This is a genomic window from Streptomyces niger (genome assembly GCF_000718305.1).
GTDB lineage: Bacteria > Actinomycetota > Actinomycetes > Streptomycetales > Streptomycetaceae > Streptomyces > Streptomyces niger.
The window spans coordinates 1-23077 of sequence record NZ_JOFQ01000042.1 but is presented as its reverse complement, the minus strand read 5'-3'; the positions used below and the strand labels follow the sequence as shown (position 1 = coordinate 23077).

21 protein-coding genes and 2 pseudogenes are annotated in these 23077 nt (G+C 70.2%); 16 read left to right on the top strand and 7 right to left on the bottom strand.

Annotated features, from left to right (window positions below):
- Positions 1-210: 210 nt before the first annotated feature.
- From IF20_RS36355 to IF20_RS36335, 5 genes are all read left to right on the top strand, one after another.
- The gene (locus IF20_RS36355; protein ID WP_052869720.1) at positions 211-834 is read left to right on the top strand and encodes a response regulator transcription factor; all 624 of its coding nucleotides are present in this window, start codon (positions 211-213) and stop codon (positions 832-834) included.
- Between the two features lie 263 nt (positions 835-1097).
- On the top strand, positions 1098-1346 hold the full coding sequence (locus tag IF20_RS36350; RefSeq protein ID WP_110944887.1) for a DUF6087 family protein: 249 nt from the start codon (positions 1098-1100) through the stop codon (positions 1344-1346).
- A 76-nt stretch (positions 1347-1422) separates the two neighbouring features.
- The gene (locus tag IF20_RS36345) at positions 1423-1734 is read left to right on the top strand and encodes a DUF6247 family protein (RefSeq protein WP_052869719.1); all 312 of its coding nucleotides are present in this window, start codon (positions 1423-1425) and stop codon (positions 1732-1734) included.
- Positions 1731-1988, top strand: a complete 258-nt coding sequence (locus IF20_RS36340; RefSeq protein WP_052869718.1) for a hypothetical protein — start codon at positions 1731-1733, stop codon at positions 1986-1988. Before IF20_RS36345 ends, IF20_RS36340 begins: the two co-directional genes overlap by 4 nt.
- A 410-nt stretch (positions 1989-2398) precedes the next feature.
- On the top strand, positions 2399-4537 hold the full coding sequence (locus IF20_RS36335) for an ATP-binding protein (protein WP_052869717.1): 2139 nt from the start codon (positions 2399-2401) through the stop codon (positions 4535-4537).
- A gap of 5 nt (positions 4538-4542) precedes the next feature.
- On the opposite strand, the gene IF20_RS36330 is transcribed toward IF20_RS36335, so the two are convergent.
- Positions 4543-5118: an EF-hand domain-containing protein gene (locus IF20_RS36330; protein ID WP_234426997.1), complete on the bottom strand. Its 576-nt coding sequence runs from the start codon at positions 5116-5118 to the stop codon at positions 4543-4545.
- Positions 5119-5715: 597 nt separating this feature from the next.
- Between IF20_RS36330 and IF20_RS36320 the strand changes: the two are divergent.
- Positions 5716-6386: pseudogene (locus IF20_RS36320) on the top strand (HdeD family acid-resistance protein).
- A 441-nt stretch (positions 6387-6827) separates the two neighbouring features.
- Entirely contained in the window at positions 6828-6974 is a 147-nt protein-coding gene (locus IF20_RS40355; protein WP_234426995.1) for an acylglycerol kinase family protein, read from the top strand.
- A 617-nt stretch (positions 6975-7591) separates the two neighbouring features.
- Here IF20_RS40355 and IF20_RS36310 read toward each other — a convergent pair.
- Positions 7592-8791, bottom strand: a complete 1200-nt coding sequence (locus tag IF20_RS36310) for a type III polyketide synthase (protein ID WP_110944886.1) — start codon at positions 8789-8791, stop codon at positions 7592-7594.
- Positions 8792-8819: 28 nt separating this feature from the next.
- Positions 8820-10028, bottom strand: a complete 1209-nt coding sequence (locus tag IF20_RS36305) for a cytochrome P450 (RefSeq protein ID WP_052869714.1) — start codon at positions 10026-10028, stop codon at positions 8820-8822.
- 728 nt (positions 10029-10756) lie between these two features.
- Between IF20_RS36305 and IF20_RS36300 the strand changes: the two genes are divergently transcribed.
- From IF20_RS36300 to IF20_RS36290, 3 genes are all read left to right on the top strand, one after another.
- Complete coding sequence (locus tag IF20_RS36300; protein ID WP_052869713.1) at positions 10757-11665, top strand: DUF6192 family protein; 909 nt, start codon at positions 10757-10759, stop codon at positions 11663-11665.
- An 88-nt stretch (positions 11666-11753) separates the two neighbouring features.
- Positions 11754-11948 (top strand): hypothetical protein, encoded by a 195-nt coding sequence (locus IF20_RS36295; protein WP_052869712.1) that lies wholly within the window; start codon positions 11754-11756, stop codon positions 11946-11948.
- On the top strand, positions 11929-12477 hold the full coding sequence (locus tag IF20_RS36290; RefSeq protein ID WP_052869711.1) for a hypothetical protein: 549 nt from the start codon (positions 11929-11931) through the stop codon (positions 12475-12477). The genes IF20_RS36295 and IF20_RS36290 overlap by 20 nt, the downstream gene beginning before the upstream one ends.
- Before the next feature lie 110 nt (positions 12478-12587).
- On the opposite strand, the gene IF20_RS36285 is transcribed toward IF20_RS36290, so the two are convergent.
- Positions 12588-13196 carry a TetR/AcrR family transcriptional regulator gene (locus tag IF20_RS36285; RefSeq protein WP_052869722.1) on the bottom strand — a complete coding sequence of 203 codons (609 nt, stop codon included), beginning with the start codon at positions 13194-13196 and terminating at the stop codon, positions 12588-12590.
- A gap of 117 nt (positions 13197-13313) precedes the next feature.
- Between IF20_RS36285 and IF20_RS36280 the strand changes: the two genes are divergently transcribed.
- Both IF20_RS36280 and IF20_RS36275 read left to right on the top strand, forming a co-directional pair.
- Positions 13314-14147 (top strand): SDR family oxidoreductase, encoded by an 834-nt coding sequence (locus tag IF20_RS36280; RefSeq protein WP_234426994.1) that lies wholly within the window; start codon positions 13314-13316, stop codon positions 14145-14147.
- Between the two features lies 1 nt (position 14148).
- Positions 14149-14925, top strand: coding sequence for an SDR family NAD(P)-dependent oxidoreductase (locus IF20_RS36275; RefSeq protein WP_052869709.1), 777 nt, complete (start codon positions 14149-14151; stop codon positions 14923-14925).
- A gap of 227 nt (positions 14926-15152) precedes the next feature.
- On the opposite strand, the gene IF20_RS36270 is transcribed toward IF20_RS36275, so the two are convergent.
- Complete coding sequence (locus IF20_RS36270; protein WP_052869708.1) at positions 15153-15740, bottom strand: TetR/AcrR family transcriptional regulator; 588 nt, start codon at positions 15738-15740, stop codon at positions 15153-15155.
- An 82-nt stretch (positions 15741-15822) separates the two neighbouring features.
- Here IF20_RS36270 and IF20_RS36265 point away from each other — a divergent pair, with 82 nt between their 5' ends.
- Positions 15823-16626 carry an SDR family NAD(P)-dependent oxidoreductase gene (locus tag IF20_RS36265; protein WP_052869721.1) on the top strand — a complete coding sequence of 268 codons (804 nt, stop codon included), beginning with the start codon at positions 15823-15825 and terminating at the stop codon, positions 16624-16626.
- Positions 16627-16993: 367 nt separating this feature from the next.
- On the opposite strand, the gene IF20_RS39645 is transcribed toward IF20_RS36265, so the two are convergent.
- Positions 16994-17662 (bottom strand): hypothetical protein, encoded by a 669-nt coding sequence (locus IF20_RS39645; RefSeq protein WP_199896918.1) that lies wholly within the window; start codon positions 17660-17662, stop codon positions 16994-16996.
- Positions 17663-18348: 686 nt separating this feature from the next.
- Here IF20_RS39645 and IF20_RS36255 point away from each other — a divergent pair.
- From IF20_RS36255 to IF20_RS36240, 3 genes are all read left to right on the top strand, one after another.
- Positions 18349-19191, top strand: a complete 843-nt coding sequence (locus tag IF20_RS36255; RefSeq protein ID WP_199896917.1) for an ATP-dependent DNA ligase — start codon at positions 18349-18351, stop codon at positions 19189-19191.
- A 641-nt stretch (positions 19192-19832) separates the two neighbouring features.
- Positions 19833-20729, top strand: a complete 897-nt coding sequence (locus tag IF20_RS36245) for an ArsR/SmtB family transcription factor (protein ID WP_110944885.1) — start codon at positions 19833-19835, stop codon at positions 20727-20729.
- 153 nt (positions 20730-20882) lie between these two features.
- Positions 20883-22085 (top strand): acyltransferase family protein, encoded by a 1203-nt coding sequence (locus IF20_RS36240; protein ID WP_110944884.1) that lies wholly within the window; start codon positions 20883-20885, stop codon positions 22083-22085.
- A gap of 40 nt (positions 22086-22125) precedes the next feature.
- Here IF20_RS36240 and IF20_RS36235 read toward each other — a convergent pair.
- A pseudogene (locus IF20_RS36235) lies at positions 22126-22683 on the bottom strand (zinc-binding dehydrogenase); the annotation flags it as partial.
- Between the last annotated feature and the right edge of the window lie 394 nt (positions 22684-23077).

The following is a 23077-nucleotide window of genomic DNA, read 5'->3' as shown; positions in this document are numbered from 1 at the left end:
CTGCGCGTCGCTCAGTTCATGTCGTCGCACCATGCCGGACGCATGCCCTCACCACGGCCTGGTCCACCCTGCTGACAAGAGCCATCAGAAACGACCTAGTTGGCCTTCGATTATCTGAGTTAGCACGGTTTCGACGTGCCGGCGCGCACGTAGGGCAGTGATCACCGAGCCGACTCACACTGATTTCGGTGCCCGACGAAGGGAAAGCGCGTGATCCGAATCTTGATCGTTGACGGCGAGAGTTCCACCCGTTCCGGCCTGAGAGCCGCGCTGGGAGCCGCCGAGGGAGTCGAGGTCGTCGGCGAAGGCGCCGACGGCTCGGAAGCCGTCGACGCCGCGACAAAGCACCAGCCTGACGTCGTGCTCCTAGACCTTCGCGTGAAAGCCACTCTCCAGCTGCTCAAGCTGGCGAGTCCTCCGCAGGTTCTGCTTCTGACCAGGCCTGACTCGGACGGGAGCCTCCTTGAAGCCCTGGACGGCGGAGCCATGGGATTCCTCCCGGCGGACTCCGCTGTCGGCGACCTTGTCGCAGCCGTGCGTGTCGTGGCGGCCGGCGGCACTGTTCTCGCGCCTGCGGTCTTGAGCGAGCTGGCCGGCAAGGGGCGGGCCGTTCCTCCCGGGGGGCAGGCGAAGGTCAACTCTCTGTCCCAAAGCGAGCGCGAGGTACTGGCCCTCATCGGCGCTGGACGCACCAATCAGCAGATCGCCGAGGAACTGCACCTGTCCGTGACCAGTGTGAGGACGTACGTCTCCCGAGTCCTGGCGCGGCTCGGTCTTGACCATCGGACTCAAGCGGCGCTCCTCGCCTACGAGCTCGGCATGGTCGCCGCCTGACTCGCCTCCTCGATGCAGCGCCGTACTTGGCCAGACGGGCCAAGTACGGCGCTCAGTCACAGGGCGCCGTAGATGACCGCTGTCTACGGCGCCCAAAGGCATCCGAAACGGCAGGGTTGGCAGCGCGTGTGGTGCGCGGGACACTGCCGGTACGGGGCGGGAAGACGCCGAGAGCAACGGCGCACTCACCGAGGAAGAGCGCGAAGCCATCGGCGGAATGCCCATCGAAGACCCCGGCGACGACCAGGACGAGGGCGGCGAGGATGAGTGAGTGGGGTGACGCACGCTTCGGCCGACGCCTGCTGCAGCGCACCTACCAGCCCGGCCGCATGCGCGCCCTCACCCTCACCCTCACCCCCGGCCCACCCCGCGCCGCGCACCTCGATCCCGATGCGCCCCGCGCGGTGGTCCGCTGGGACGGACAACGCTGGAAGCTGGTCGCCATCGTCGACAACCTCGCCGCCGCCCAGGCCCTGATGCGCCCCGACAAGCCCGGCCCCGAGCCCTGGTAGTACAGGCGGCCCGAACCCTCCCCCGGCCCCACCGCGGCCGCGTACCGTGACCAGTGGAGACCAACCGGAGGACACCATGAGCGCACAGCCCCAGCACGCGCCCATCCCGCCGTCGGCCCCGGCGCCCGCTCCGGCGGCCGCCGCCGAGCTGCTCGAGCGGATCCGCGCCGACCGCCGCGCGGAGCGCTGGGTGCCGGCGTTCGAGCGGGACTGGGCCGGCGCGCTGGAGGACTCCCGCCACAGCTACAGCCTCACGCCGCTGCACGACGTCGTCCGCGCCTGGCAGGCCCGCCTCAAAGCCGCCCCGGCCGTCGACGCGTTCCTCGCCTCCGGCATGGACGACTCCGACGGCATCCCCTTCGAAGAGGACACCGAGCCCCGCCGGTGAACAACGCCTGGCCGGCCCGGCTCTCCCCGAAGGCCCAGGCCGAACGCGACAGCCTGCCCGACCATGCTCGCGTGATGCTCCGTGACGTCCTGGAGCTCGCCTCCCGCGACCCCTGGGGATGGCCTGCCTGGGACCGCAGCGACCTCGAAGGTGAAGACGTGCGCGGTGCCGCGATCGGCCAGCTGACCGTCACCTACGGGATCAACCGGCCCGCCGGCCGCCTGTACGTCATCGACATCGTCTGGCTTGGCTGACCGCCCCACCCAGCGCCTGGCTAACCCCTCTCCTGAGTGAGTTACGAGAGGAACCAGCAGTTGCCTGTCGACGCGACCGCGCAGGACGTTGCCGGGCAGTGACCGTGGGGACGGCCGTTGACAAATGGAGAATTCAGCAGCGCCTGACCTCCCACGCGGCCGCGCGGCACCAGAATGCCGCGCCGGAGAGGCGGCTGGCATCCCTCACACGGGCGAAACGCCCCGCTTCCCCTGACGCGCATCCCGTCGGGCCATCAAGTGCTGCTGAAGAGACGCCATCCGATCCGTTGGGATCCGTGACGTGGTCCTTCCGGACGTTTTCTGTCAACGGTTACGGAGCGTGGCGTGCCGGTGGAGGCTGACTCCAGCACACGTAGTGGGCGTGGGACGGGCCAGGAGGGCAATTCATCGTGGCGGCGGAGGAGCGGCGGGTGGGCAACCTGACCGCACCGCGGACGGAGATGGTCGACCGCCGGACGGAAGTGACGAAGATCCGGCAGCTGTTCGAGGGTGCCTCGGGTGCGGCGCCGGCGCGGCTGGTGACGTTGACCGGGGTCGGCGGGGTGGGGAAGACCCGGGTGGCGCTGGATGCTGCCGCAGCCCTCCAGCCCCGCTTCCGCGACGGGGTATGGCTGGTGGAGCTCTCGCCGCTGCGCCAGGGCGTCCTGCTGCCGCACACCATCGCCGAGGCGCTGCCGCTGGCCGATCAGACCACCCGCCCGATGATCGACGTACTGGCGGAGTACCTGGCCGAGCGCGAGCTGCTGCTGGTGCTGGACACCTGCGAGCACCTGACCGATGCCTGCGCCATGGCCGCCGAGGCGCTGCTGAGGGCCGCGCCCGGCCTGCGCATCCTGGCCACCAGCCGCCGCGCCCTGGACGTGGTGGGCGAACGCATCCTCACGATCGAGCCGCTGCCGGTGTCCGAGGACGGCGACGCGCGGGCGGGCGCGGCGGATGCGGTGGTCCTGCTGACGATGCGCGCCCAGGAGGCGGTGCCGAGTTTTACGGTCACCGACGCCGACCGCGCGGAGCTGGTACGGCTGTGCCGGCGGCTGGACGGGCTGCCGCTGGCGATCGAGCTGGCCGCGGCCCGCCTGCGCGACCTGCCGGTACGGGAGCTGACCGCCCGGCTGGACGACCGCTTCGCCGTCCTGGGCGACACCGACGGTGTGGCCACCGACGCCGAGCCTCCCTGGCATCAGGCCCTGCGCACCGCCATCGGCTGGAGCCACCAGCTGTGCACGCCCGCCGAACGCCTCCTGTGGGCGCGGCTGTCGGTCTTCGCCGGCAGCTTCGACGCCGAGACGGCCCGGCAGGTCTGCGCCGACGACCACCTCCCCGCCCAGGAGATCCCCGCCGTCCTGGGCACCCTGACGGAGAAGTCGATCCTGAGCTGGCAGCCCACCGGGGGCGGCGAGCGCTACCGGATGCTGGACACCCTCCGCGAATACGGGGCCCACTGGCTGCGCGACCTCGGCGAGGAGGACGCGCTGCGCCGCCGCCACCGTGACCACTACCTGGCCCTGGCCCGCCGGGGCGACGCCGCATGGATCGGGCCCGACCAGTTCGCCTGGTACGACCGGATGACCGCCGAGCACGACAACTTCCGCGCCGCACTGGAGTACAGCCTGACCGAACCCGAGGGTCACACCGCGCTGGAGCTGACCGGATCGCTGTGGTTCTTCTGGCACGGCTGCGGGTTCGTCAAGGAGGGTCGGCACTACCTGGACCAGGCCCTGGCCGCCGACACCACCCCCTCCCCGGCACGGGTGAAGGCCCTGTACGCCAGCGGCCAAGTGCTGGTCTACCTGGGCGATCTGCCCGCCCTTGAGGAACGGGCCGCCGAGTGCACCGCCTTGGCCGCGCACTTCGGCGACACGGAGCGGAGTTATGCGGCCGCCACCGACCTGCGGGTGTTGACATTGCGCGGCGACCTGGCGCAGGCGGTGTCCCGGGCCGAGGCCCAGCTCGCCACGGACTGGCGCGAGAAACCACTCACCCTGGTTCCCCTGACGACCCTGATCTTCGTCGCCCACACGCTCGTCGCCTCGGGCCGCTTCGAGGAAGCCCTGGCCTGGCTGGACGAGCTGAGCGCCGCTTGCGACCAAAACGGCGAGCGCAGCATGCGCGCCTGGGGCGACTTCTTCCGCTCCCAGGCCGAGCTGGCCCTGGGCCGGTTCCAAGTGGCCCACGAGCACGCCCGGGCCGCCCTGCTGGTCAAACACCGGCTGCGCGAAGGCATGGGCATCGGCCTGGCCCTGGAATCGCTGGCCCGCTCCGCCACCGCCACAGGCCGGTCCCGGCACGCCGCATGGCTGCTCGGCCTGGCCACGCAGCTGTGGGAGACGCTCGGCCGGCCACAGGCGGGCATCCCCCCAATGGTGGCCGCCCACCAAGTCTGCGAACGCCAGACCCGCGAAGCCCTCGGGGAGGACGCCTACCAGCGCGCCTTCGAGGCCGGCTGCGCTATCGACCTGGACACCGGCATCGCCCACGTCCTCGACCCCACAGGTACTCTCCCGCCTCGGCGAGGCGAACCGCGATGATCGGTTCACTGCGGGTCGAGTGGGCCGAGCAGCCAGGCACCCGTCGAGGTCGGCTCCTCGTTGAAGTAGTACTCCCGGATCGCTTCCAGCATCTCGTCGCGGCTGATCAGCCCGTCCACGTCGCGGTCCAGGCGGCCGAAGACCTCCCGGGCGTCCGGCTCGGGCAGCCCCATCAGGGCGCCGGTCCAGCGCACCTGTTGGTCCCGGGTGAGCTTGCCGTCGGCGTCGGTGTCGGCGATGTCCATCAGCGCGTTGAGGAAGGGGGCGTACCCGGCGTCGAAGGAAGCGGGGGTGACCAGCAGGCCGGCGGCGAAAGCCGCCTGGTATTCGGCCAGGTCGATGCGGCCGTCGGCATTGGTGTCCGCGGCCTGGGCCAGATGCCGCCACACCTTGTCGCTGAGCTCACGCAGACGCCTCAGCTCCGGGGCGTCGGGGCTCAGGTGGAAGGCGGCCGCGAGGCGGTCGCAGGCGGCCTGGAAGTCCGTCCGGTCGACGTAGCCGTCGCCATCGGTGTCGAACGTCTCGAAGCGGCGGGCGAGCTTGCGCCGCAGGAACAGGGACATACCGGCAGATGCGTCCATGGCCCCATCCTGCGCGCGGAGGCGGCCCGTCAGTAGGCCCGGCCCCCCAGCACCTGGTGCACTGCACGCCGGCAGGCACTCGCGAGCCACGGACAGTGCGGGCATGCGAGCCGCTGCAGGACGGGGCCACGCCCTGAGAAACCTGCCTGCGGTGACACCACGCTGCGACACGGGGACGCCCGCCGTTCACTGGCCGGCGTCGTGGCTGGTGAAGAGCCCCAGCAGGGCCTTCACAGGCAGGTCCGCCGCGGTGGGGTGCCGAGGTGTGCTGCCCAGGTGGGGGGTGTAGTGAGCGCGTCGCCCGATGCGTTTCCGGCTGCACGTGCCCTACGGCGATGGTCGGTCCGCATTGCGGCTGAACCTTCGGTCCGCCCTCGATGCCCGGTGGCCTACGTCGTTGCCCGGGGGCGGTAGGAGGCAGCAGGCTCTCGCCCTCTGGTACGGGCTATTGGTCTGGCCTGGTCAGGGGCGTTTTGTCCGCGTGGTCGGTGTGGTCGGCGACGCGGACGTCGTCTTCGTCAGGTGAAACGGGGCCGGGCGGGACGACGATAGAGATGACCTGATTCCACCGCGCTTTCCTTAGGAGGAGGGGACGGTATGACATCTCCTTCCGATTCCTCAGGCGCCGGCTCCCTGCCCCGCACCGAGCCGCAGGACGCCTCCGTCGCTGGAAGTCTGGGTGCCCTGGCGAACAGGGGCTGGCATTTGCTCTGACTGCGGGTCTGGCCACCATCGCGCTGGGGGTTGTGATTCTTGCCTGGCCGGGGGAGACGCTGCGGGTCGTCGGTGTGCTCTTCGGTATGTATCTGTTGGTCACGGGTGTCTTCCAGGTCGCCGCCGCCTTCGGCACGCACGTCCCCGGACATCTTCGGGCGCTGCATTTCCTCACCGGTGCGCTCTCCGTCCTGCTCGGACTGGTCTGCTTCCGGGGCACCCTGCAGTCGATCCTGCTGCTCGCCCTGTGGATCGGCTTCAGCTGGCTGGTGCGCGGCATCATGATGACGACCACGGCGGCATCCGCCCCAGACATGCCGGCGCGGGGCTGGATGCTCTTCTTCGGCATCATCGGCATGCTGGCGGGCATCGTGCTGATCGTCGCGCCGTTCACCTCGATCGCCGCGCTCACCCTGACGGTAGGCGTCATGGCCATCGTGCTGGGGGTGGTCGAAGCGTTTCACGCCGTCAGGATGCGGGTCGACGTCGGCCGCCTCGCGCGGGGCGCTGAGCCCCGGCGGCGGCCGCTGTTCCACCCGCACCCGCAACACTGACCGCACAGTCCTGGCGCTTCGTTCCGGCGCGCTCCCGACTGCCCCGGCATCGCGCGAGCCGCTGCTCGGACAAGATACGAGACGCTCGACACCGTGCACGACCACCGGTGACGTGGAGCGTCGGCCGCGCTCCGGTTGCCGGTTCGGGGCGGGGCAGCAGACCGCGTACGAACCGGGCCGGCAGTGTGCGGGCAGTCGGCCGCCGGACTGGTCGCACGGCGCGCAAGCGGCCGACGGTGCAGCGGAGGCAGGAGTGGCGATGGTTGGTGCCCAGGCAGGTACCCGGGCAGTGGTCGTGGCAAATCCACGCTCGGGTGGTGGCAAGCCTGTCCGTTTCGACTTGGTCGGCCGGGCCGAGCGGATGGGAGCGGAAGTCCGGTTGATCGACGCCGAACACGGCGCAGCGTCACTGGCGCGGCGCGCTGTCCAGGAGGGGCGGCGGTGCTGGGAGTCGTGGGTGGCGACGGCACGGTATCGGCTGTGGCCGCGGTGGCCGCCGACGCGGTTCGGCCGTTGGTGGTGGTTCCGGCGGGCACGCGCAACCACTTCGCCCGGGACCTGGGCCTGGACATCCGCGATCCGGTGTAGACACCCCGCGGGGCCCCGTCCGGTTCCCGCAGGTGGTGCTGGTCTCCAACAACCCTCACCACATCGCCACCCCCTGCTACTTGGGGCGCCGCTTCACGCTCGCCTCAGGCTTGCTCGGCGGCATCGTGCTCAAGCGCCCGCCCGACACACCACCGGATCTGCTCCAGCGCCTTCGCAGCGAGCTGCGGCGACCGAACGTTCCGGGGCCGGCAGGGGATGCAGCCATCATCTGGACGGCAGCCTGCATCACCCTGCACGGCCCGGTGCGGCAACTGCACGCGGGAATCGACTGGGAACCCGTCACCTTGCCGCTTCCCCTCACCTGTGAAACACGGCCAGGGGCGCTGCCCGTCCTCTTGCCGAAAGAGGACGGGCAGGGATCCCGCCGGAGCCCGCACTCGGGCGGCCTGGCTCTATTGAGAAGTAGTGGCTCCGGCACACTTCTTGGCAAGCCCGGCCCCTCGTGGTCGCTCGTCAACGGCAGGGCCGGACCGGTGCGGCGCAGGTCGGACGACTTCACCAAAGCCGTGCGGAAATGCTCGCCCCGCGCACACAAGAAGTGGGCCAGAGCACGAACTCGTGGTCAACCACCCTGGATCAACCGACTCACCCGGCACCTACCCGTCCTGGCCATCACCTGGCTGGGACGAGACCGGACGCTCGGCAGCATGCGAGATCGAGCCGGCGCTCTGCCGCGCCCGGTTCCGTGCCTTTGATGACACGGGTGATGACACGGGGGCGGACGGCTTCCGCTCGTCCTTGTCCGGCTCGGCCGCCACCCAGTTGCCCAGCGCGATCTCCGCGGTGATTCCGGGGCCGAACCCGGCGATGATCCCCCGCGCCTCATCGTCGGCGCCGCCCTCGGCGAACAGCCGCTCCAGCGCGTCGAAGACCACGGCACTGGCGATGTTGCCGCGCTCGGTCAGCGTGGCCCGGCTGTACCGCGTCGCCTCCGGCGGCAGTCCCAGGGAAGAGCAGAGGTCGTCCAGGATGCGCGGACCGCCGGCGTGGACGATGTAGAAGTCCAGGTCTGCGGCGTCCCACTCGTGCTCCTTGGCCAGCGCCTCCATCGCCGGGGCGAGCACCGGCATCGTGCCCGGCACCCGCTTGTCCAGCCGGAAGTGGAACCCCGTGTCGCGTACGCCGTAGGAGATCCACGCCTCGGTGTCCGGCACGAGATGGGAGCCGTTGGACGCCAGCCGTACGCCGTTGCCGCCCCTGCCGCGGACCACGGCGGCCGCCAGCGCGTCGCCGAACAGGCCGTTGGACAGCAGGTTGCCGACCTCCAGGTCGGTCGGCTGGTAGAGCAGCGAGCAGAACTCGCATGCCACGATGAGCACGTTGGCGTCCGGGTAGGCGGTGCAGAAGTCGTGCGCCCGGTTGATCGCCGCACCGCCGGCCGCGCAGCCCAGCTGTGAGATGGGCAGCTGCCGGGTGTCGGACCGGAAGTCCATGGTGTTGATCAGCCATGCGGTCATCGACGGCATCATGAAGCCGGTGCACGAGACGTAGACGATCAGGTCGATCTCGTCGACCGTCACCTGCGCGTGGTCCAGCGCCTCCCGGATGACGCCGGGGACCCTGGCCTTGGCCTCCTGTTCGTAGCGCGCGTTGCGTACTTCGAAGCCCGGGTGCCGGAGGGTCTCCTCGATCGGCTGGACGAGATGCCGGGTCGCGACTCCGGTGTTGCCTATCAGCCGGAGCGCGAGTGGGAGCTGCGGGTGCTCGGCGTGCAGCGTGCGGGCGAGCTCCAGGGTCTCTTCGCGCGTGATGACGTGTTCGGGTACGGCGATGGCCGGACGGCACAGAATTGCCATGAGTTGCATTCCCCCTGTTATCCGGTACTCACCAGGAGACCGGCAGCGCCAACGGATAGCGCCAGATCGATACGGTGTTCCACTGCACTTCCTCCGCCGGTACCGCGAGGCGGAGTTCCGGGAAACGGCTCAGCAGTGTGCCGATCGCCGTTTGCAGGGTCATGCGTGCGAGATGCGCGCCCAGACAGTGATGGGCTCCGTAGCCGAAGGTCATATGTGGTGCGGGACGCTCCCTGTCGAAGTCGATTTTGTTCGGATCGGAATATGTCGAGTCGTCGCGGTTCGCGGTCAGATAGGAAACGTGAACCGTGTCGCCGGCCCGTATGGTGACGCCGTCGATTTCGACGTCCTCCAGCGCTACTCGAGGAATTCCGACGCCTTGCCGGAACGGAATGAACCGGAGCAGTTCCTCGATGGCCCGCGGCAGGATCTCCGGCTCGGCACGCAGCCGGCGCAGCTCGTCGGGGTGGGTCAGCAGCGTGTAGACGATGTTGCTGATGTTGTACGTGGTGGTGTCGTGGCCGGTGATCACCAACAGCATCGACATGACGGTCAGCTCGTCGTCCGTCAGCCGTTCCCCGTCGATCTCCGCCGTGGCCAGCGCGCTGATCAGGTCGTGCCCGGGATCGCGGCGGCGCTCGGCGCTCAGCTCCGCGAAGTACGACCGCAGCCCGGCCTTGGCTGCGACCGCGTCGTCCCGGTCGGCCGCGTTCATGGACATCATGGTCATCGCCCAGCGCCGCAGCCGCGGCCGGTCCGCGGGCGGCACCGCCAGCATCTCGGTGATCGTGCGCAGCGGCAGCTTGTCGGCGAGGTGGTCGGCGAGGTCGGCGGGCGGCCCGTGTTCCACCATGCCGTCCAGGAGTTCGTCGACGCTCCGCCGTACCCACGGGCGGAGCTTCTCGACCGCCTTGTTGCTGAACGCCTTCACGACGAGTCCGCGGACACGGTTCAGCGTCGGCGGGTCCATCAAGTTGATGGCTTCGTCCTGCGCGATCGGGGCCGGCGTGATGCGCGGGAAATCCCTCCCGACGAGCGCCGCCCGGCTGAAGCGCCGGTCGGAGGTCACGAGCTGGACATCGGAGTACCGGGTGACAAGCCAGCAGTTCCCTTCGCCGTACGGCATGTGGACCCGGGCAATGGGGGCCTCGGTCCGCATCCGCGTCAGAAAGGGGTCCGGTTCCAGAGCATCGTCATGGCGGACGCAGAAGTTCCGCACAGTTTCCGAACGAGTCATCCCAGCAAGATGTCATGCCCGCACTGGGACAAACACGTCGCCTTTCCGACAGAAGAACTGAGCGGGAATGGAGACTTCACTCGTCCTGTGCCGGGCTTTACCGCATGCCCATGCCACGCTCTCGGAAACCGCGCCGGAGGCCGGTCATCCCTTTTCCGGAAGTCGTTGCATGCGGTCGAAAAAATTCGCCAGACCCGGCACACCGAACCACGGCACCGCACCGTTCCCAGCCACCGTGCCGCGATTCCGCGACGGTGACGCAGAACAGGGCCGGCCAGTTGCGTCGGTCGGCCCGCCCGTTCCGAAGGGCGCATTCCGGCCCCTGGGTGAGCACCATGGTCGGCCAAGTGGCCGTGTCACGCCAGGACGCCACGGCGTCCGCGAGCCCCTCCACCGCGACCCGCCACTCCTCCGCTGCCGAATTCCGTTGCAGTCGCTGAGTACCGCGGTGTCAACCGTCTGGTGGCCCACTTCGGACGGCGTCCGCCCTCTCCTGGACGGTGTCCTGCCGCGGCACCACTAGGAGGCCGCCACCGCGCGTGCCAGCCCTGGCCAAGCATTGCTGTGGATCGCCCCGCGGACTGACGCTCGTAACAGGTCCCGGCATGCCGTCGGCGAGGGTGCCGGCAACCTCGCGCCGCAGGAGGGGCTGTCATGCTGATCAGCGCCAAGGTCGGGAGCGTCACGCGCAGCCGGTTCGAGGAGATCGTCGCCGGGACCGGGACCTGGTGCTGGGGGAGACCCGGATCCAGTTCAAGCTCGGGGATGACGCGCTGCGGATAGAGCCGATGCGGCCCCACAGCGGCGCCCACCCCGACGACGGCGACGAAGAGGTCCTGGGTGTGCGGGAGTCGCTGGAAATGTTCGCCGAAGCGATCGGCGTCACCTACAACCAGATCCGCCTCTACCGGCAGACCGCCTCCCGGTGGCCGGTCGAACGCCGCGCCGAAGGGGTCGCGTTCGAGGTCCACCGCATCCTGGAGAAGCTCGCCGACCGTTTCGAGCGCATCCTCGATCCGCCCGAGAATCCCCGCGGCGGGGAAGCACGGTGGACGTGCGATACGGCCAAACGCCTGGTGGGCTGGCAGGTCGACGCCCCGCAGACCGCGCAGGAGAAGATCGAGGCGATCCACGACCTGGCCGCCGACGAGCAGGTCGCCTCGCGCGCCGTGACCGACCTCCTGCGCCGCCCCGAGGTTGCCTTCCACGCCGCCCACGACGACGAAACCCGCCACACCTTCCACCGGGCCTGGCTCGGCGCCGACGAATGGCCGGAGGACGACAGCACCGACGTCCCCGGCCGGGAGAGCACCATCACCCCGGCGCTCCGGTCGATCGACAAGACGCTGCTGTTCCTGGACGGGAAGAAGGCGGCTCACCAGCTCCTGATCGCGACGCACGGCCTGGTCCCGGAGCTGCAGGATGAGCAGCTGGCCGAGGAGGCGCAGGTGGTGATCGTGCAGGACCTGGCCCGGCTACGTGCCGCCTGCGACTGGATCGAGCACGCGCTGGCCACCGGCGAGATCGACATGGACGAAGAACTGGCCCGCCTCCTGGACGACGGCGCGGTGGACGACGACCGGCCGTACGACGAGGAGGACGACGAGGACGACGGCGGCGCGGGCGTGCCGGCATAGCCCGGGTGGGTGATGCCGCGGCACGCGAGGGTGCGGAAGGCTGCAAGGACCAAAGAGGAAAGGGCCGGCTGCGGCGGTCACGGTTCGGATGAGCCCCGAAGCCCAGTGCGTACTGGGCCCGGACGGGATGGCGCAGGCCCGCAAGGAAGGACAGCGCGCGGACTGCGCGGCGTGCACGAAGAGCATCACCGGCCAAGCGAACGTCGTGGTGACCGGAGCCGGCACCCTGCACGTGCAGGTCTGGTTCGCCCACCCCCGACTGCATGCCCTCCACCGTCACTGAGCTGCGCGAACCGTCGAACAACACGACCGACGACATGCAAATGGCGAGCCTGCCGCCGCTGCCCGGCGGGCACGGCTGTGCCGTCCTGGTCGCACAGCTCGAAGCCCCGCAGTTCCTCGCCGACCCCCGAAGCGAACTCACCGACATCCTCGCGCCCTACCTCCTGCGCCAGGGCTTCAAGCCCATCAGCGACACGGCGACCGCACCGCCGCCGCTGGAACGCTGGCTCGCGGTGCTCACCCAGGTGCCCGGCATCGAGGTCAGCGGCAGCCTGCTGACCATCGTCGACGACAACGCCGAAGTATTCTTCACCGGCCCCGTCTTCACCCCGACCCGCTGGCGTCGCACAGCCCTGGAAGCCGGCGAGTGCACGCTGTACTACGGGCCCACCCAGATCGACCCCGCCTCCCGCGACTTCCCCACGCAGAACCGGCTGCTGGAAGCCGCCGCCAAAGACGGCCGCCTGCTCGGCGCGCGCGTGCCCTGCACGGATCGCGCCACGCTGCGAAACGCAGCTGCCAACGAATGAAGATCTGCCCACACTTCCACGAGGGGGCGCTGGCCGAACTCCGCGCGACTACAGCGTCGGCGAACCCGGCCCTGAGTTCAGGAAGACGCCGACTGTGGCTCTTTCAGCGCCTAGGCGACCTTCGCGCCATCTGTTTGTAGGCCGTCGAGAAGAACGGTCAGCACCAAGTGGTGACCGTGTGCAGGGTCAGGCTCCAGTCCCAGCACGCATCCCTGTACCGCTGGGGCGCCGGTCAGCCGCAGCACGTCCTGCCAGGCCAGATCCCGGCGGAGACGGCCCTGGTTCTGAGCGCGTTCGATGACCCTCCGGGTGAGGTCGAGGAGCTCGTGGCGCTGCTGGGCGACAGCGGGCCCGCCGTGCTGGTCCAGGGAGCCGGACAGCCCCACGTTCTGAGCGGTGCGCAGGGCCAGGCTGGTGAACAGCAACGAGAAGCCCTCCCAGGCGTCATCGCAGTCCAGAGCCTGGTGTGCGGTGTCGATCAGTTCGGTGAGGATGTCGCTCAGCACCGCCGCCATGAGCTGGTCGCGTTCGGGGTAGCGCCGGTAGACGGTGCCCACACCGACGCCGGCCTCCCGAGCGATCTCGTGGTAGCTCACGTCCAGCCCGGTGGAGGCGACGGCACGACGCGCGGCCGCGAGAACCCGCGCGGCATTGCGCTGGGCGTCGGCGCGCACGGGCATCGCCGCCCCCTGGGTCGTCGCAGACCGCTCCGTGTTCATCACCCCATCTTATCCATAAGTGGACAGCTTCTGTCCGCCTCCTCTACTCTCGTGGAAACGGACAAGTCTGGTCCGTTTGTTTGGCTCGTACGAGAGGTGCGAAGCATGGGGTCCCGCGTGTGGCTGATCACCGGCGCGTCCGGCGGGTTGGGTCAGGCCCTGGTCAGTGAGGTTCTGAGTGCAGGTGAGCGAGTGATCGCGGTCACGCGCGACGACGAGCCGCTGCAACCGCTGACCGCCGCCTTTCCCGGGCGTCTGCGCACCGTGAGCGTGGACATCACCGACGCCGGTACGCTGCGTCCGGTACTGGATGACGCGATCACCGGGTTCGGCCGCCTCGACGTCGTCGTCAACAACGCTGGCTACGCGCTGGCGGGCCCCTTCGAGGAACTGGACGACACGGAGCTGCGCGCCCAGTTCGAAGTGAACTTCTTCGCCGCCGCCAACGTCCTGCGCGTCGCTCTGCACCACCTGCGCGCGGCAAAAGCGGGCCGTGTACTGCAGATCAGCTCGCTGGCGGGCCAGATCGGTGCCCCGGGGATGAGCGCCTACACGGCCAGCAAGCACGTCCTCGAAAGTCTGAGCGTCTCACTGGCCGCCGAGCTCACCTCGCCGGGCATCCGGACGACGATCGTGGAGCCCGGAGCAGCCCGCACCGACTTCCGTGCCAACTGGGCGAGCCGACTGCCCGGCAGCGCCGCCGTCCCCGACTACCTCCCCGTGCACGAAGCGCTGGCGCGCTCCGCCGACGCCGCGGCAAGGCAGGTCGGCGACCCCGCCCGTATGGCCCAGGCCCTCGTCGTCCTCGCCGATATGCCGAGCCCCCCGCTGCGCCGTCCTCTCGGCAGCGACGCCCTCGACGGCATCGGGAACGCCCGCAGCGACCAACTCGAAGAGCTACGCCGATTCGTGACGCTGAGCGCTTCCACCGACCACACAAAGGCAAACTGACATGCCCGAGCACCGCACCACCAGCCGTTTCGCCGTCGTCACGGGCGGCAGCGAGGGCCTGGGCCTGGCCATCGCCGGTGCCCTCGCCCACGACGGAGCGGACCTGGTTCTCGTCGCCCGCAACGGCGACAAGCTCGAGACCGCCGCCAAGGAACTCGGCCGGCACGGCACCGTCGTGCACACCGTCCCCGCGGATCTCTCCGCGCCCGATGCTCCCGCCCGGATCGCCGCGCACGTCGGAAACCTGACCGACCGGGTCGACACCCTCGTCAACAACGTCGGCACCGCACACTTCGCCTCCCTTGCCGACACCACGGTCGACGAGATGAACACCATGTGGCACCTCAACGTCCAGGTGCCGCTGCTGCTGAGCCAGCAACTCCTGCCCGCCCTCGTGAACGCTCGGGGGAGCATCATCAACATCAGCAGCTACTGGGCCCGCAAAATGGTCGCCGGCCGTCATTCGGCCGCCTACTCCGCCACCCGCGGAGCGCTCAACTCCATGACCCGGGCGCTGGCCAGTGAACTCGGCCCCCAAGGAGTCCGTGTCAATGCCATCGCTCCCGGCGCCGTCCGCACTCCCAAGTACGAACGCTCCTATCTCGCCCCCATGACCGCAGAGGAACGCACCGCACACGACGAGCAGATCGAGCACTCCTACCCCCTGGGACGTCTGGGGACTGCCGATGACGTCGCCACCGCGGCCGCCTACCTGGCCTCGGCCCGGTGGACCACCGGCACCATCCTCGCCGTCGACGGCGGACTCACCGCCCGCTGACTTCTGCAAGGTTCCTGAGGCTGTGTCAATCTGACGGGTTGTCTTGCTGTTGAGAGGTCAGTTGTTGCTCGGGGTCAGGCGATCCCCGAAGCGACCTGGAACGCGTTCAGCGATGCCTTCCAGCGCATGGTCCACCACTTGACCCTTGCCACCTGCTTCAGGCCGCTGCAATCGACAGCGCGCGATGACGTCGGGTTCTGCGCGAAGGCGTGCCGGGGATACGTGCCTCAGCTGTGGTCCCGCACCGCAGCGAGGCACTGGTCGTAGAGGTCTGCCAGGTCGATCCGTCCGTCATGTGTGGCCCAGAGTTCGGTTGCCGTGTCGATACAGGCGAAGACCGTCGCGACGATCGCCTTGGCCTGCGTGTCGGGAGCCGGGCGGCCGGAGCCGTTGCCCAGCCGCGCCCGGATGACGGGGACGAGTTCGGCCTGCCAGCGCAGTCGCTTCTCGATGTAGCGGGCATGCAGCGAGGGCGTGTCGAAGATGAGGCGGGAGAGTTCCAGCGCACGCTCAGGGGGGTGGTTGGCGGTCAGAATGACCTCGAATCCGGCGCGCAGGGCATCCCAGGCCGACATCTCGGCCGGCTGCTGCTCGACGGTCCGTTTCAGCAGCTCGCCCAGCGCCTCCTGGTCGCCGCAGACCAGGTCCTCCTTGGTGCCGAAGTAGCGGAAGAGGGAGCGCTGCGAGACCTCCGCCTCCCGCGCGATCTGCGCGATCGTCGTCTGCTCGTAGCCCTGCTCGGCGAACAGGCGTACCGCCGTATCCAGGATCGCCTGGACGGCGACCTGCCTCGAACGCTCCCACAAGGTCGTCATGGACGTCAGGATATGCCTCTGGACAGCGACCGCCTACTTGGCATTAACTGCCAGAAATGCAGCGACTGAAAGAAGGATGACCATGCCGGCCGTCGACTACCACGGACACACCACCCTCATCACCGGGGCCAGCGCGGGCCTCGGCGCCGAGTTCGCCCGCCAGCTCGCCGCCCGCGGCTCCGACCTGGTGCTGGTCGCCCGCCGCAGGGACCGCCTGGAGGAGCTGGCCACCGAACTGCGCGAACAGCATCGGATCCAGGTGCACGTGGTGGAGATGGACTTGGCCACGGAACACCCCGGGCAGGCGCTGGCCGCGCAGGTGGCCCAGCTCGGCCTGCACGTCACGAGCCTGATCAACAACGCCGGGTTCGCCACCTTCGGCCCTTTCCACCAGGCGGACCCGGACCGGCTGCGCCGGGAGATCGCGGTCGATGTGACCGCGGTCGCCGACATCAGCCGTGCCTTCATCGACCAACTGCGTACGGCGGGTCGCGGGGTACTGGTCAACGTGGCGAGCATGGCCGCCTACCAGCCCAACCCGCGCATGGCGCTCTACGGGGCGACCAAGGCGTTCGTGCTCAGCCTCACCGAGGCTCTGTGGGAGGAGTCACGCGGCACCGGTCTGCGGGTGCTGGCCCTGTCTCCCGGCGCGACCCGGACCGAGTTCTTCGACGTCGTGGGCACCCCACAGGCCGCCGGAGGGACCAGGCTCGCCTCGCCCGTCGACGTCGTCCGCACCGCGCTGGCCGCCCTGGACCGCAGGAACCCGCCGCCCAGCGTCATCGCAGGCCGCATGAACAGGGTGATGGCCTTCCTCGCCCGACGCCTGGCCACCCGGCGCCAGGTCATCCGGGCCATCGGCCGGCTCACCGCCAAGGGGGCATGACGATGGGCGGAAAGGCCGTAGGGACTCCCGAAGCACGACAATCTGCGGGCGCTACGGCAGCGTCTCGACCGTGGTGATCCGGCTGGTTGAGGACACCGACGGCTGCGAGCGCGTCCTGAAGACCCGGACGGCCCAGGGCGAGGTAGAAAGACCGTAGAGCCCGTAGCCGCATCGACCGTGGGTGCGGCCGCGCGAGACGCACGCTCCGGGCATGGTTCGACTTCAACGCCCCCTGACAGAGCCTGTGCGAGACCCCGGACTCGGCTACTCGGCTTTCGGGGACTCTGTGGCCACTCCATGGCAGCCAGCGGACCTGCGGCCAGGCTCTGAGCCGCGAGTGTGGCCACATTCGCGGGCGTCGCCGTGGTCAGTCGGTCTCCTCCAGCAGGGGAGGTCGCCGCTCAAGGCGGCGTGGGCGGTGGCCAGGAGGGTGCGGTCGTGGGTGAGGGCGTGGCTGCGCAGGCGCAGCCAGGCGTGTTCGGGGTGAGGCCGTGGCGCTGGGCGAGGATGCCGGCGGCTTGGTGGGCGGGGGAGAAGGGGAGGGCGAAGAGGCCGGTGAGCCAGGGGGCTGGCTCAAGGTGGCGTGTGAGGTGGCGTCGGCGAAGGCGAGGGCGTTGGTCAGCTGGCGGAAGGTCAGCGGTTGCGTGTGGGTGCGGTGGCCGGTGAGCGCTCCGACGGTGACCTCGCCGGCGGGGCGAGGGAAGGCGAAGAGGGCGCCGATGCCCAGGCGTGTGAGGGCCGGCACGAGGCCGAGCCGCACCTCCGGCGGGACGGCGGTGAGGTCGGTGGCCAGCAGGGTGTGGCCATGCTGGGCGGCGTCGATGCTCGGTTCTTGGCCGTGGACCAGATGGAGGTCCTCCACGCGTTGCGTCAACGGGCCGTGGAGGTGGAGTGGCTCGGGCAGCAGTCCTTCCGCTCGAGTGAGGACGAGGGCCAGGCCGTCCAGGCCCAGCGCGCGGGCTGCCCGTGCCATCGGCAGCGTCCCGCGCTTGAGGTTCTCCATGCAGTCGTCCACCGCTGCGTGAGTGTCGGCCACGGTCACCTCGCGTCCTGCCTTGCCGGGCAGGTGGCAAGGCCATCAGGGCAGGGCGAAGCCACGACGGGCATCGGTGCGCAGCGTGCTGTGCGGGCCCGTGGCCTCAAGGCCCTGCGAGGGGAGAGGGGAGGCGCGGGTCGCTGCCAGCAGCCACCCGTGCCTGGGTGCAGGTGGCTGCTTCCTAACCACCGCTTCATGCGCGGGGACAGCAGATCATGACGAAGCCCGGTGCGGAAAGCTCCTGTCCGCTGTACCCCGATTCGCACCGGGGAGAGCCCCGCAGGAAGGTGTGGGCAGCGCGATGCCGGGAACCCGGCGGAGCGCTGGTGATGGGCGGGGGTCTGCACCGTCGGCAGGCCTCTGCCCGCAGTTGGGTGGCAGTCATTGCGTGGGCTCGGTCGCTGATGCGGTACTGCGAGAGGGCCGAGGAGCGCCGATTGCCCGGTGGGAGAGCCGACTGCGGACGACCCTGGTCGCCTTCGCGGCGGTGAGCTGGGCAGTGGCCGTGGCGGTGCTGACCGCACTGACTCTTCAGGCGAGAGAGAAGGAGGGCCCTGTTAACCGGGCAGGCAGAGCCCTCCCGGCGCCTGCCGGGCGAGGAGGCGCCACCGGTACAACGACCTGTCACTTTCCGGGTCACCCGTTCACACCGCACGGCCGGCCCCGGCGGGTGGTAGGTCTCGGTCATGGTGCGGATGCCCGCCGAGTCGATGCTCGCCCAGCCCGTCGACACCTTCGCTCTGCCGGCCGGGTGGGCGGCGGAGCCGAAGTGGGACGGCTTCCGCGTCCTGCTCGCGTACGACCAGGAGCAGACGCTGCTGCGCTCCCGGCACGGCACCGACCTCACCGGCGCCTTCCCGGAGTTGGTCGCCGTGGCCGCCGTGTTGCCGTACGACGTCGTCCTGGACGGCGAGGTGGTCATCTGGGCCGAGGGCCGGCTGGCCTTCGAGTATCTGACGCGGCGGCTGAACCGCCGCGCGGCGACCGTCGCGCGTCTGGCCGAGCAGTATCCGGCGCACTTCGTCGCCTTCGACCTCCTCCACCAGGACGTCGACCTCACCGGCCGCCCGTACGTCGAGCGCCGCGCCGCCCTGGAGGCGCTCTTCGCCGAGTACGGGCTCGGGGCCCCGTGGACGCTGTGCCCGATGACCACCGACGAGGAGAGAGCACGGGAGTGGCTGTCGTGGTCGGTCGTCGGCATCGAGGGCGCGGTGTTCAAGCGGCTCCGGCAGCCGTACCTGCCCGGCAAGCATGCGGGTGGGTGGCGGAAGTACCGCGTACGGGAGTCCACCGAGGCCATCGTCGGAGCCGTCACCGGCTCCGTGAGCCGCCCCGGCACGCTGCTGCTCGGCCGCCTCGCCCGGGACCTGGCCGCCCAGCTGGCCCCGGCCGGGCCCGAGCACCCGTGGAGGGGGCGCACCTTCAGCGCGGGCTGGCATACGAACGACGTCCTCGACGTCACCCTCGTCGCCCCCGAGCTGGTCGCCGAGATCGACGCCGACGTCGCGTTGGACGGGGCCGGCCGCTGACGGCACCCGCTCCGGATGCTCCGCCCCCGCGCGGACCTCGACCCGGCCGACGTGCCGCGGTTCGGGCGGGGCAACGAACCGGCAGCCGGCTGACCCGGCGAGGGCGGCAGCCGAAGAAGAAGCGGGGCGTACGAATTCCGTACGTGAGGGACGCGCGGGGGGGACAGGTACGACCGATCCGCGATCGACGTCAAACCGCACCCGCCCTACCTGGAGCCGCTGACGTGCTGGGAGTGCGGCGTCGAGGTCCACGGCCGGCACGGCAACGCCGATGACCCGGACTCCACCTCATCGCACTATGCCAAGAACCCCGGCAAGAACCACGGTCCGCGCTGTGCGTACGACTTGGAGCGCCGCGGCAAGGAGCTCGTGGACGCCTCGGGCAGCACGGTGGTCCGCAAGGCCTGTTCGTGTCCGGTGACCGAGTCCAGCGAGGACGACCAAAGGCGATCCGGCAGCAGGGCTGACGACTGGGATGCCTGGATGCTGCCCCTTGAGACGTACCGCCTTCGCCGCGACGCCACAGGCCTTGCCGTAGGCGTCGACCTCCTCGCTACACCACTGCGCATTCGCCGTGTCCGTGTCTCGCCCGAGCGGGAACGCGCACTTCGGATGGTCGCAGCGCTCCAGGACCTGGGTCTTTGACCGACATCACGCTCCGGGACACGTCCGGTGGCATCTCCTTCGCCCGGCGGGCCGCCTGCCCGCGCTCGTCGAGCGTCTACATCGGCGAGGACATCATGATTGCTGAACGTTTTGCCCCTTCAGAGGTCGAGTCTCTAGTCCAAGGCGCCGCTGCCCTGGCCGATTCCCCATGGCGTCCGCGCTGGCGCAGGGCCTGGTACGCGCGGATGCCGCAGCCGGACGCCCGGTCGCCGCGGGCCCGGGTCCTGCAGGCCATCCGGGACGCGGCGGTGTCGGGGGACGAGGACCTCGTCCGGGCCCTCCTCGCCGACTTCGAAGCCTTCTTCCGGGTGTGCCTGGCACCGCACCGGTCCGCGATCCGGGAGCAGGCCGAGGCGGACATCCTGCACCGGGCCGGCGACGTCGCGCGGCACGGCCTGGCACACGCACTGGCCACCCTGCACCCGTCGGTGAGCTATCAGGACGGCACCCTGTGCCTCGCCAACGACACCGCGCTGGAAGCGGTCCACGACCAGCAGATCACACTCGTGCCCTCGACTCTGGCGAGCCGCTGCTTCGTGGCGCTCGACCCCGGTGACCGGTACTGCGTCTGCCTCATCTATCCCGCCCTACGGGCCGGCGAGGCGCGGGACCGGAGCCCGGACGTGCCGGAGCCGAAGCCGGACGCGCGGCTGGGCGACGTACTGGGCCACACCCGGCTGATGCTGCTGCGCAGCCTGGAGCGGCCGTGCACCACCACCGGACTCGCCGCGCTGCATCACCTGAGTCCGTCCACGGTCTCCTACCACCTCACCCGGCTGCACCGGGCCGGCCTGCTGATCCGCATGCGCGACGGCAGTCACGTCCGCTACCGGCGCACGGAGGAGGCGGACCGGCTGCTCGCCCAGGGGTGAACGGGGCTGGCCGGCCACGAGATTCGGGCGTGCGTGCGCGCAACGGACGTCCGTACGAGGTGAATCACTCGTACGGAGGAATCGGCGGAGCGCGGTCACGCGCCGTGAAGGTCTGCCGTAGGTTCGCGTTTTCCGCTACCGGAAGGTCCCACCGTGACCCATTCCCCGGGACAACGCCCGCCTGCCCTGCCGTCCTTGACCGGCGTCCGCTTCTTCGCCTGCGGCACCGTCGTGCTGGCGCACGTGCTGGCCGTCTCCAGGATATTCAGCGACGCGCAGCTGCAGCTCGCCCTGGGCGGCCTGGTTCCGCTGGCGACCAATGCGGTGACGCTGTTCTTCGTCCTCAGCGGCTTCGTCCTCACCTGGACCGCCTCGCCGGGCGACACGGCACGCCGCTTCTGGCGCCGCCGCGCCGCCAAGGTGCTGCCCAACCACGTCGTCACGTGCACGGCGGCCGCTGTCCTGGTGGCCCTCTACGGGGTGCAGGCCGAGCTGAGTTCGGCGCACGGGCCGTGGCACCCGCTCGCGGTGGTGGCGAACCTGTTCCTGGTCCATGTCTGGCTGCCCGACGGGGACTTCATCCTGGCCGCCCACCCGGTGACCTGGTCCCTCGCCTGCGAGGCATTGTTCTACCTGCTCTTCCCGGTGCTGATCCTGGTGGTGCGCCGGATCCGGCCCGCGCGGCTGCCGGTGTGGGCGCTGGCGACCGCCGCCGCGACGGTCTGCGTCCCGAGCCTGTCGCTGCTGCTGGCCGGGCCGCCCTTCGACCCGCAGGTGCCGGTGTCGGAGCTGCAATTCTGGGCCGCCTACGTCTTCCCCGTCTCGCGGCTCCCGGAATTCGTCCTGGGCATGCTGCTGGCCCGGCTGGTCGCCGAGGGCTGGCGGCCGCCCCGGCTGCGGTACGGCGTGCCGGCGCTGTTCCTCGTCGTCGTGGTGGGCCTCGCGCTCCCGCCGGTCTTCGTCTTCGGGCCGTTGTCCGCCGGGCCGGCCGGGCTGGTGACCGCCGCGCTGGCCGTCCGCAGCCTGGGCGCCGAGCCGTTCTGGCTGGAGCGGCCGTGGCTGGTCGCGCTGGGGCGGCGCACGTACGCCTGCTACATCAGCCACTTCGTGGTGGTCATGTACGTGCGGCAGTACGTCACCGGCCCCGGCACGTCCTTCGGCGTCCCGGTGGCCCTCGCCTACGCGGCCCTGATGGTGGTGCTCAGCGCGCTGGTCGCCTGGGCGCTGTACCGCTTCGTCGAGTGTCCGGTCATGGCCCGGCTGGCCCCTCCGCGCGCTCCCGCCGACCGTGCGTCGATTCCCGGGTCCCGCAAGCCGGTCACCGATCCGTCGTCGGCACGGGTGGAGAAGCCCTGACCGCGGCCGGGTGCGGCGGGAGCCGGGGGAGACGGGCGTGTCACGTACCGGGCAGGATCACCGTCACCCCGGCTCCGGACGCCTCGCCCATCGCCGCCAGTGCCGCGGGCGCGGCGGCCAGCGGAAGGGTGGACGTCGTCGGGACGGAGCACGTCGGCCCGCACCGCCTCCAGCATCGGGGGATAGGCGTGGGCCGCCATGCCGTGGCTGCCCAGGATCTCCAGCTCCAGCGCGATCACCCGGTCCATCGGCACCGGCACGGGGCGGGCAGCAGCCCGACCTGCACATGGCGGCCGCGCCGCCGCAGTCTGCCGACCGAAGCGGCGCAGGTCGTGGCCGCGCCGAGGGCGTCCAGCGAGACATGGGCGCCGCCGCCCGTCAGCTCGCGCACCGTCTCGGCCGTGTCCGCGGTGTGCGCGGCGTCCACGCATGCCACGGCGCCGAACCTCCGCGCCAGGTCCAGTGCGCCCGGCGAGCGGTCGACCGCGACGACCCTGGCCCCGGCCGCCGCCGCGATCATCACGGCCGACAGCCCCACGCCACCGCACCCGTGCACCGCGACCCACTCGCCCGGTGACACCCGCCCCTGCGCGGTGACCTCCTCCGCCGCGCGCAGAATCACCGGCACCATCGCCCGGCAGCGTCGGAGGCACTGGTCGTTGGGACCGAACTTGTAGACCATGAAGCGAAACCTATCGACGATCGTCAGGTGAGAAGTAGCAATATTCGCCGGTCGAAGCGACATCAGCCGGTGGCACTGTCGACCTTGGCTACGCCGCCGCCCACTCCAACCCGAGGTCGGCTAGCTGCCGAAGCTTGTCCTCCGTGAGTTTCCCGCGCCCATACTTCGTGTTAGAGAGAAATACGCCCAGCTTCACAGCTGACGAGCGGCCACCGAGAGCTGGGGGGACACCGTCGGGGATCTCCTGTAGATCTGGCGGCATGAACCTCAACGACCTTGGCCTGCTGATGGCCCGTCGTCAGGACGGCGG

Bases quoted from the DNA above. Each gene is read 5' to 3' on its own strand.
- IF20_RS36345 (WP_052869719.1), top strand. From the start codon at position 1,423: ATGAGCGCACAGCCCCAGCACGCGCCCATCCCGCCGTCGGCCCCGGCG.
- IF20_RS36275 (WP_052869709.1), top strand. From the start codon at position 14,149: ATGCCCGAGCACCGCACCACCAGCCGTTTCGCCGTCGTCACGGGCGGC.
- IF20_RS36290 (WP_052869711.1), top strand. From the start codon at position 11,929: ATGCCCTCCACCGTCACTGAGCTGCGCGAACCGTCGAACAACACGACC.
- IF20_RS36310 (WP_110944886.1), bottom strand. From the start codon at position 8,791: ATGGCAATTCTGTGCCGTCCGGCCATCGCCGTACCCGAACACGTCATC.
- IF20_RS36270 (WP_052869708.1), bottom strand. From the start codon at position 15,740: ATGACGACCTTGTGGGAGCGTTCGAGGCAGGTCGCCGTCCAGGCGATC.
- IF20_RS36350 (WP_110944887.1), top strand. From the start codon at position 1,098: ATGAGTGAGTGGGGTGACGCACGCTTCGGCCGACGCCTGCTGCAGCGC.
- IF20_RS36265 (WP_052869721.1), top strand. From the start codon at position 15,823: ATGCCGGCCGTCGACTACCACGGACACACCACCCTCATCACCGGGGCC.
- IF20_RS36255 (WP_199896917.1), top strand. From the start codon at position 18,349: ATGGTGCGGATGCCCGCCGAGTCGATGCTCGCCCAGCCCGTCGACACC.
- IF20_RS36295 (WP_052869712.1), top strand. From the start codon at position 11,754: ATGAGCCCCGAAGCCCAGTGCGTACTGGGCCCGGACGGGATGGCGCAG.
- IF20_RS36330 (WP_234426997.1), bottom strand. From the start codon at position 5,118: ATGGACGCATCTGCCGGTATGTCCCTGTTCCTGCGGCGCAAGCTCGCC.
- IF20_RS36285 (WP_052869722.1), bottom strand. From the start codon at position 13,196: ATGAACACGGAGCGGTCTGCGACGACCCAGGGGGCGGCGATGCCCGTG.
- IF20_RS36305 (WP_052869714.1), bottom strand. From the start codon at position 10,028: ATGACTCGTTCGGAAACTGTGCGGAACTTCTGCGTCCGCCATGACGAT.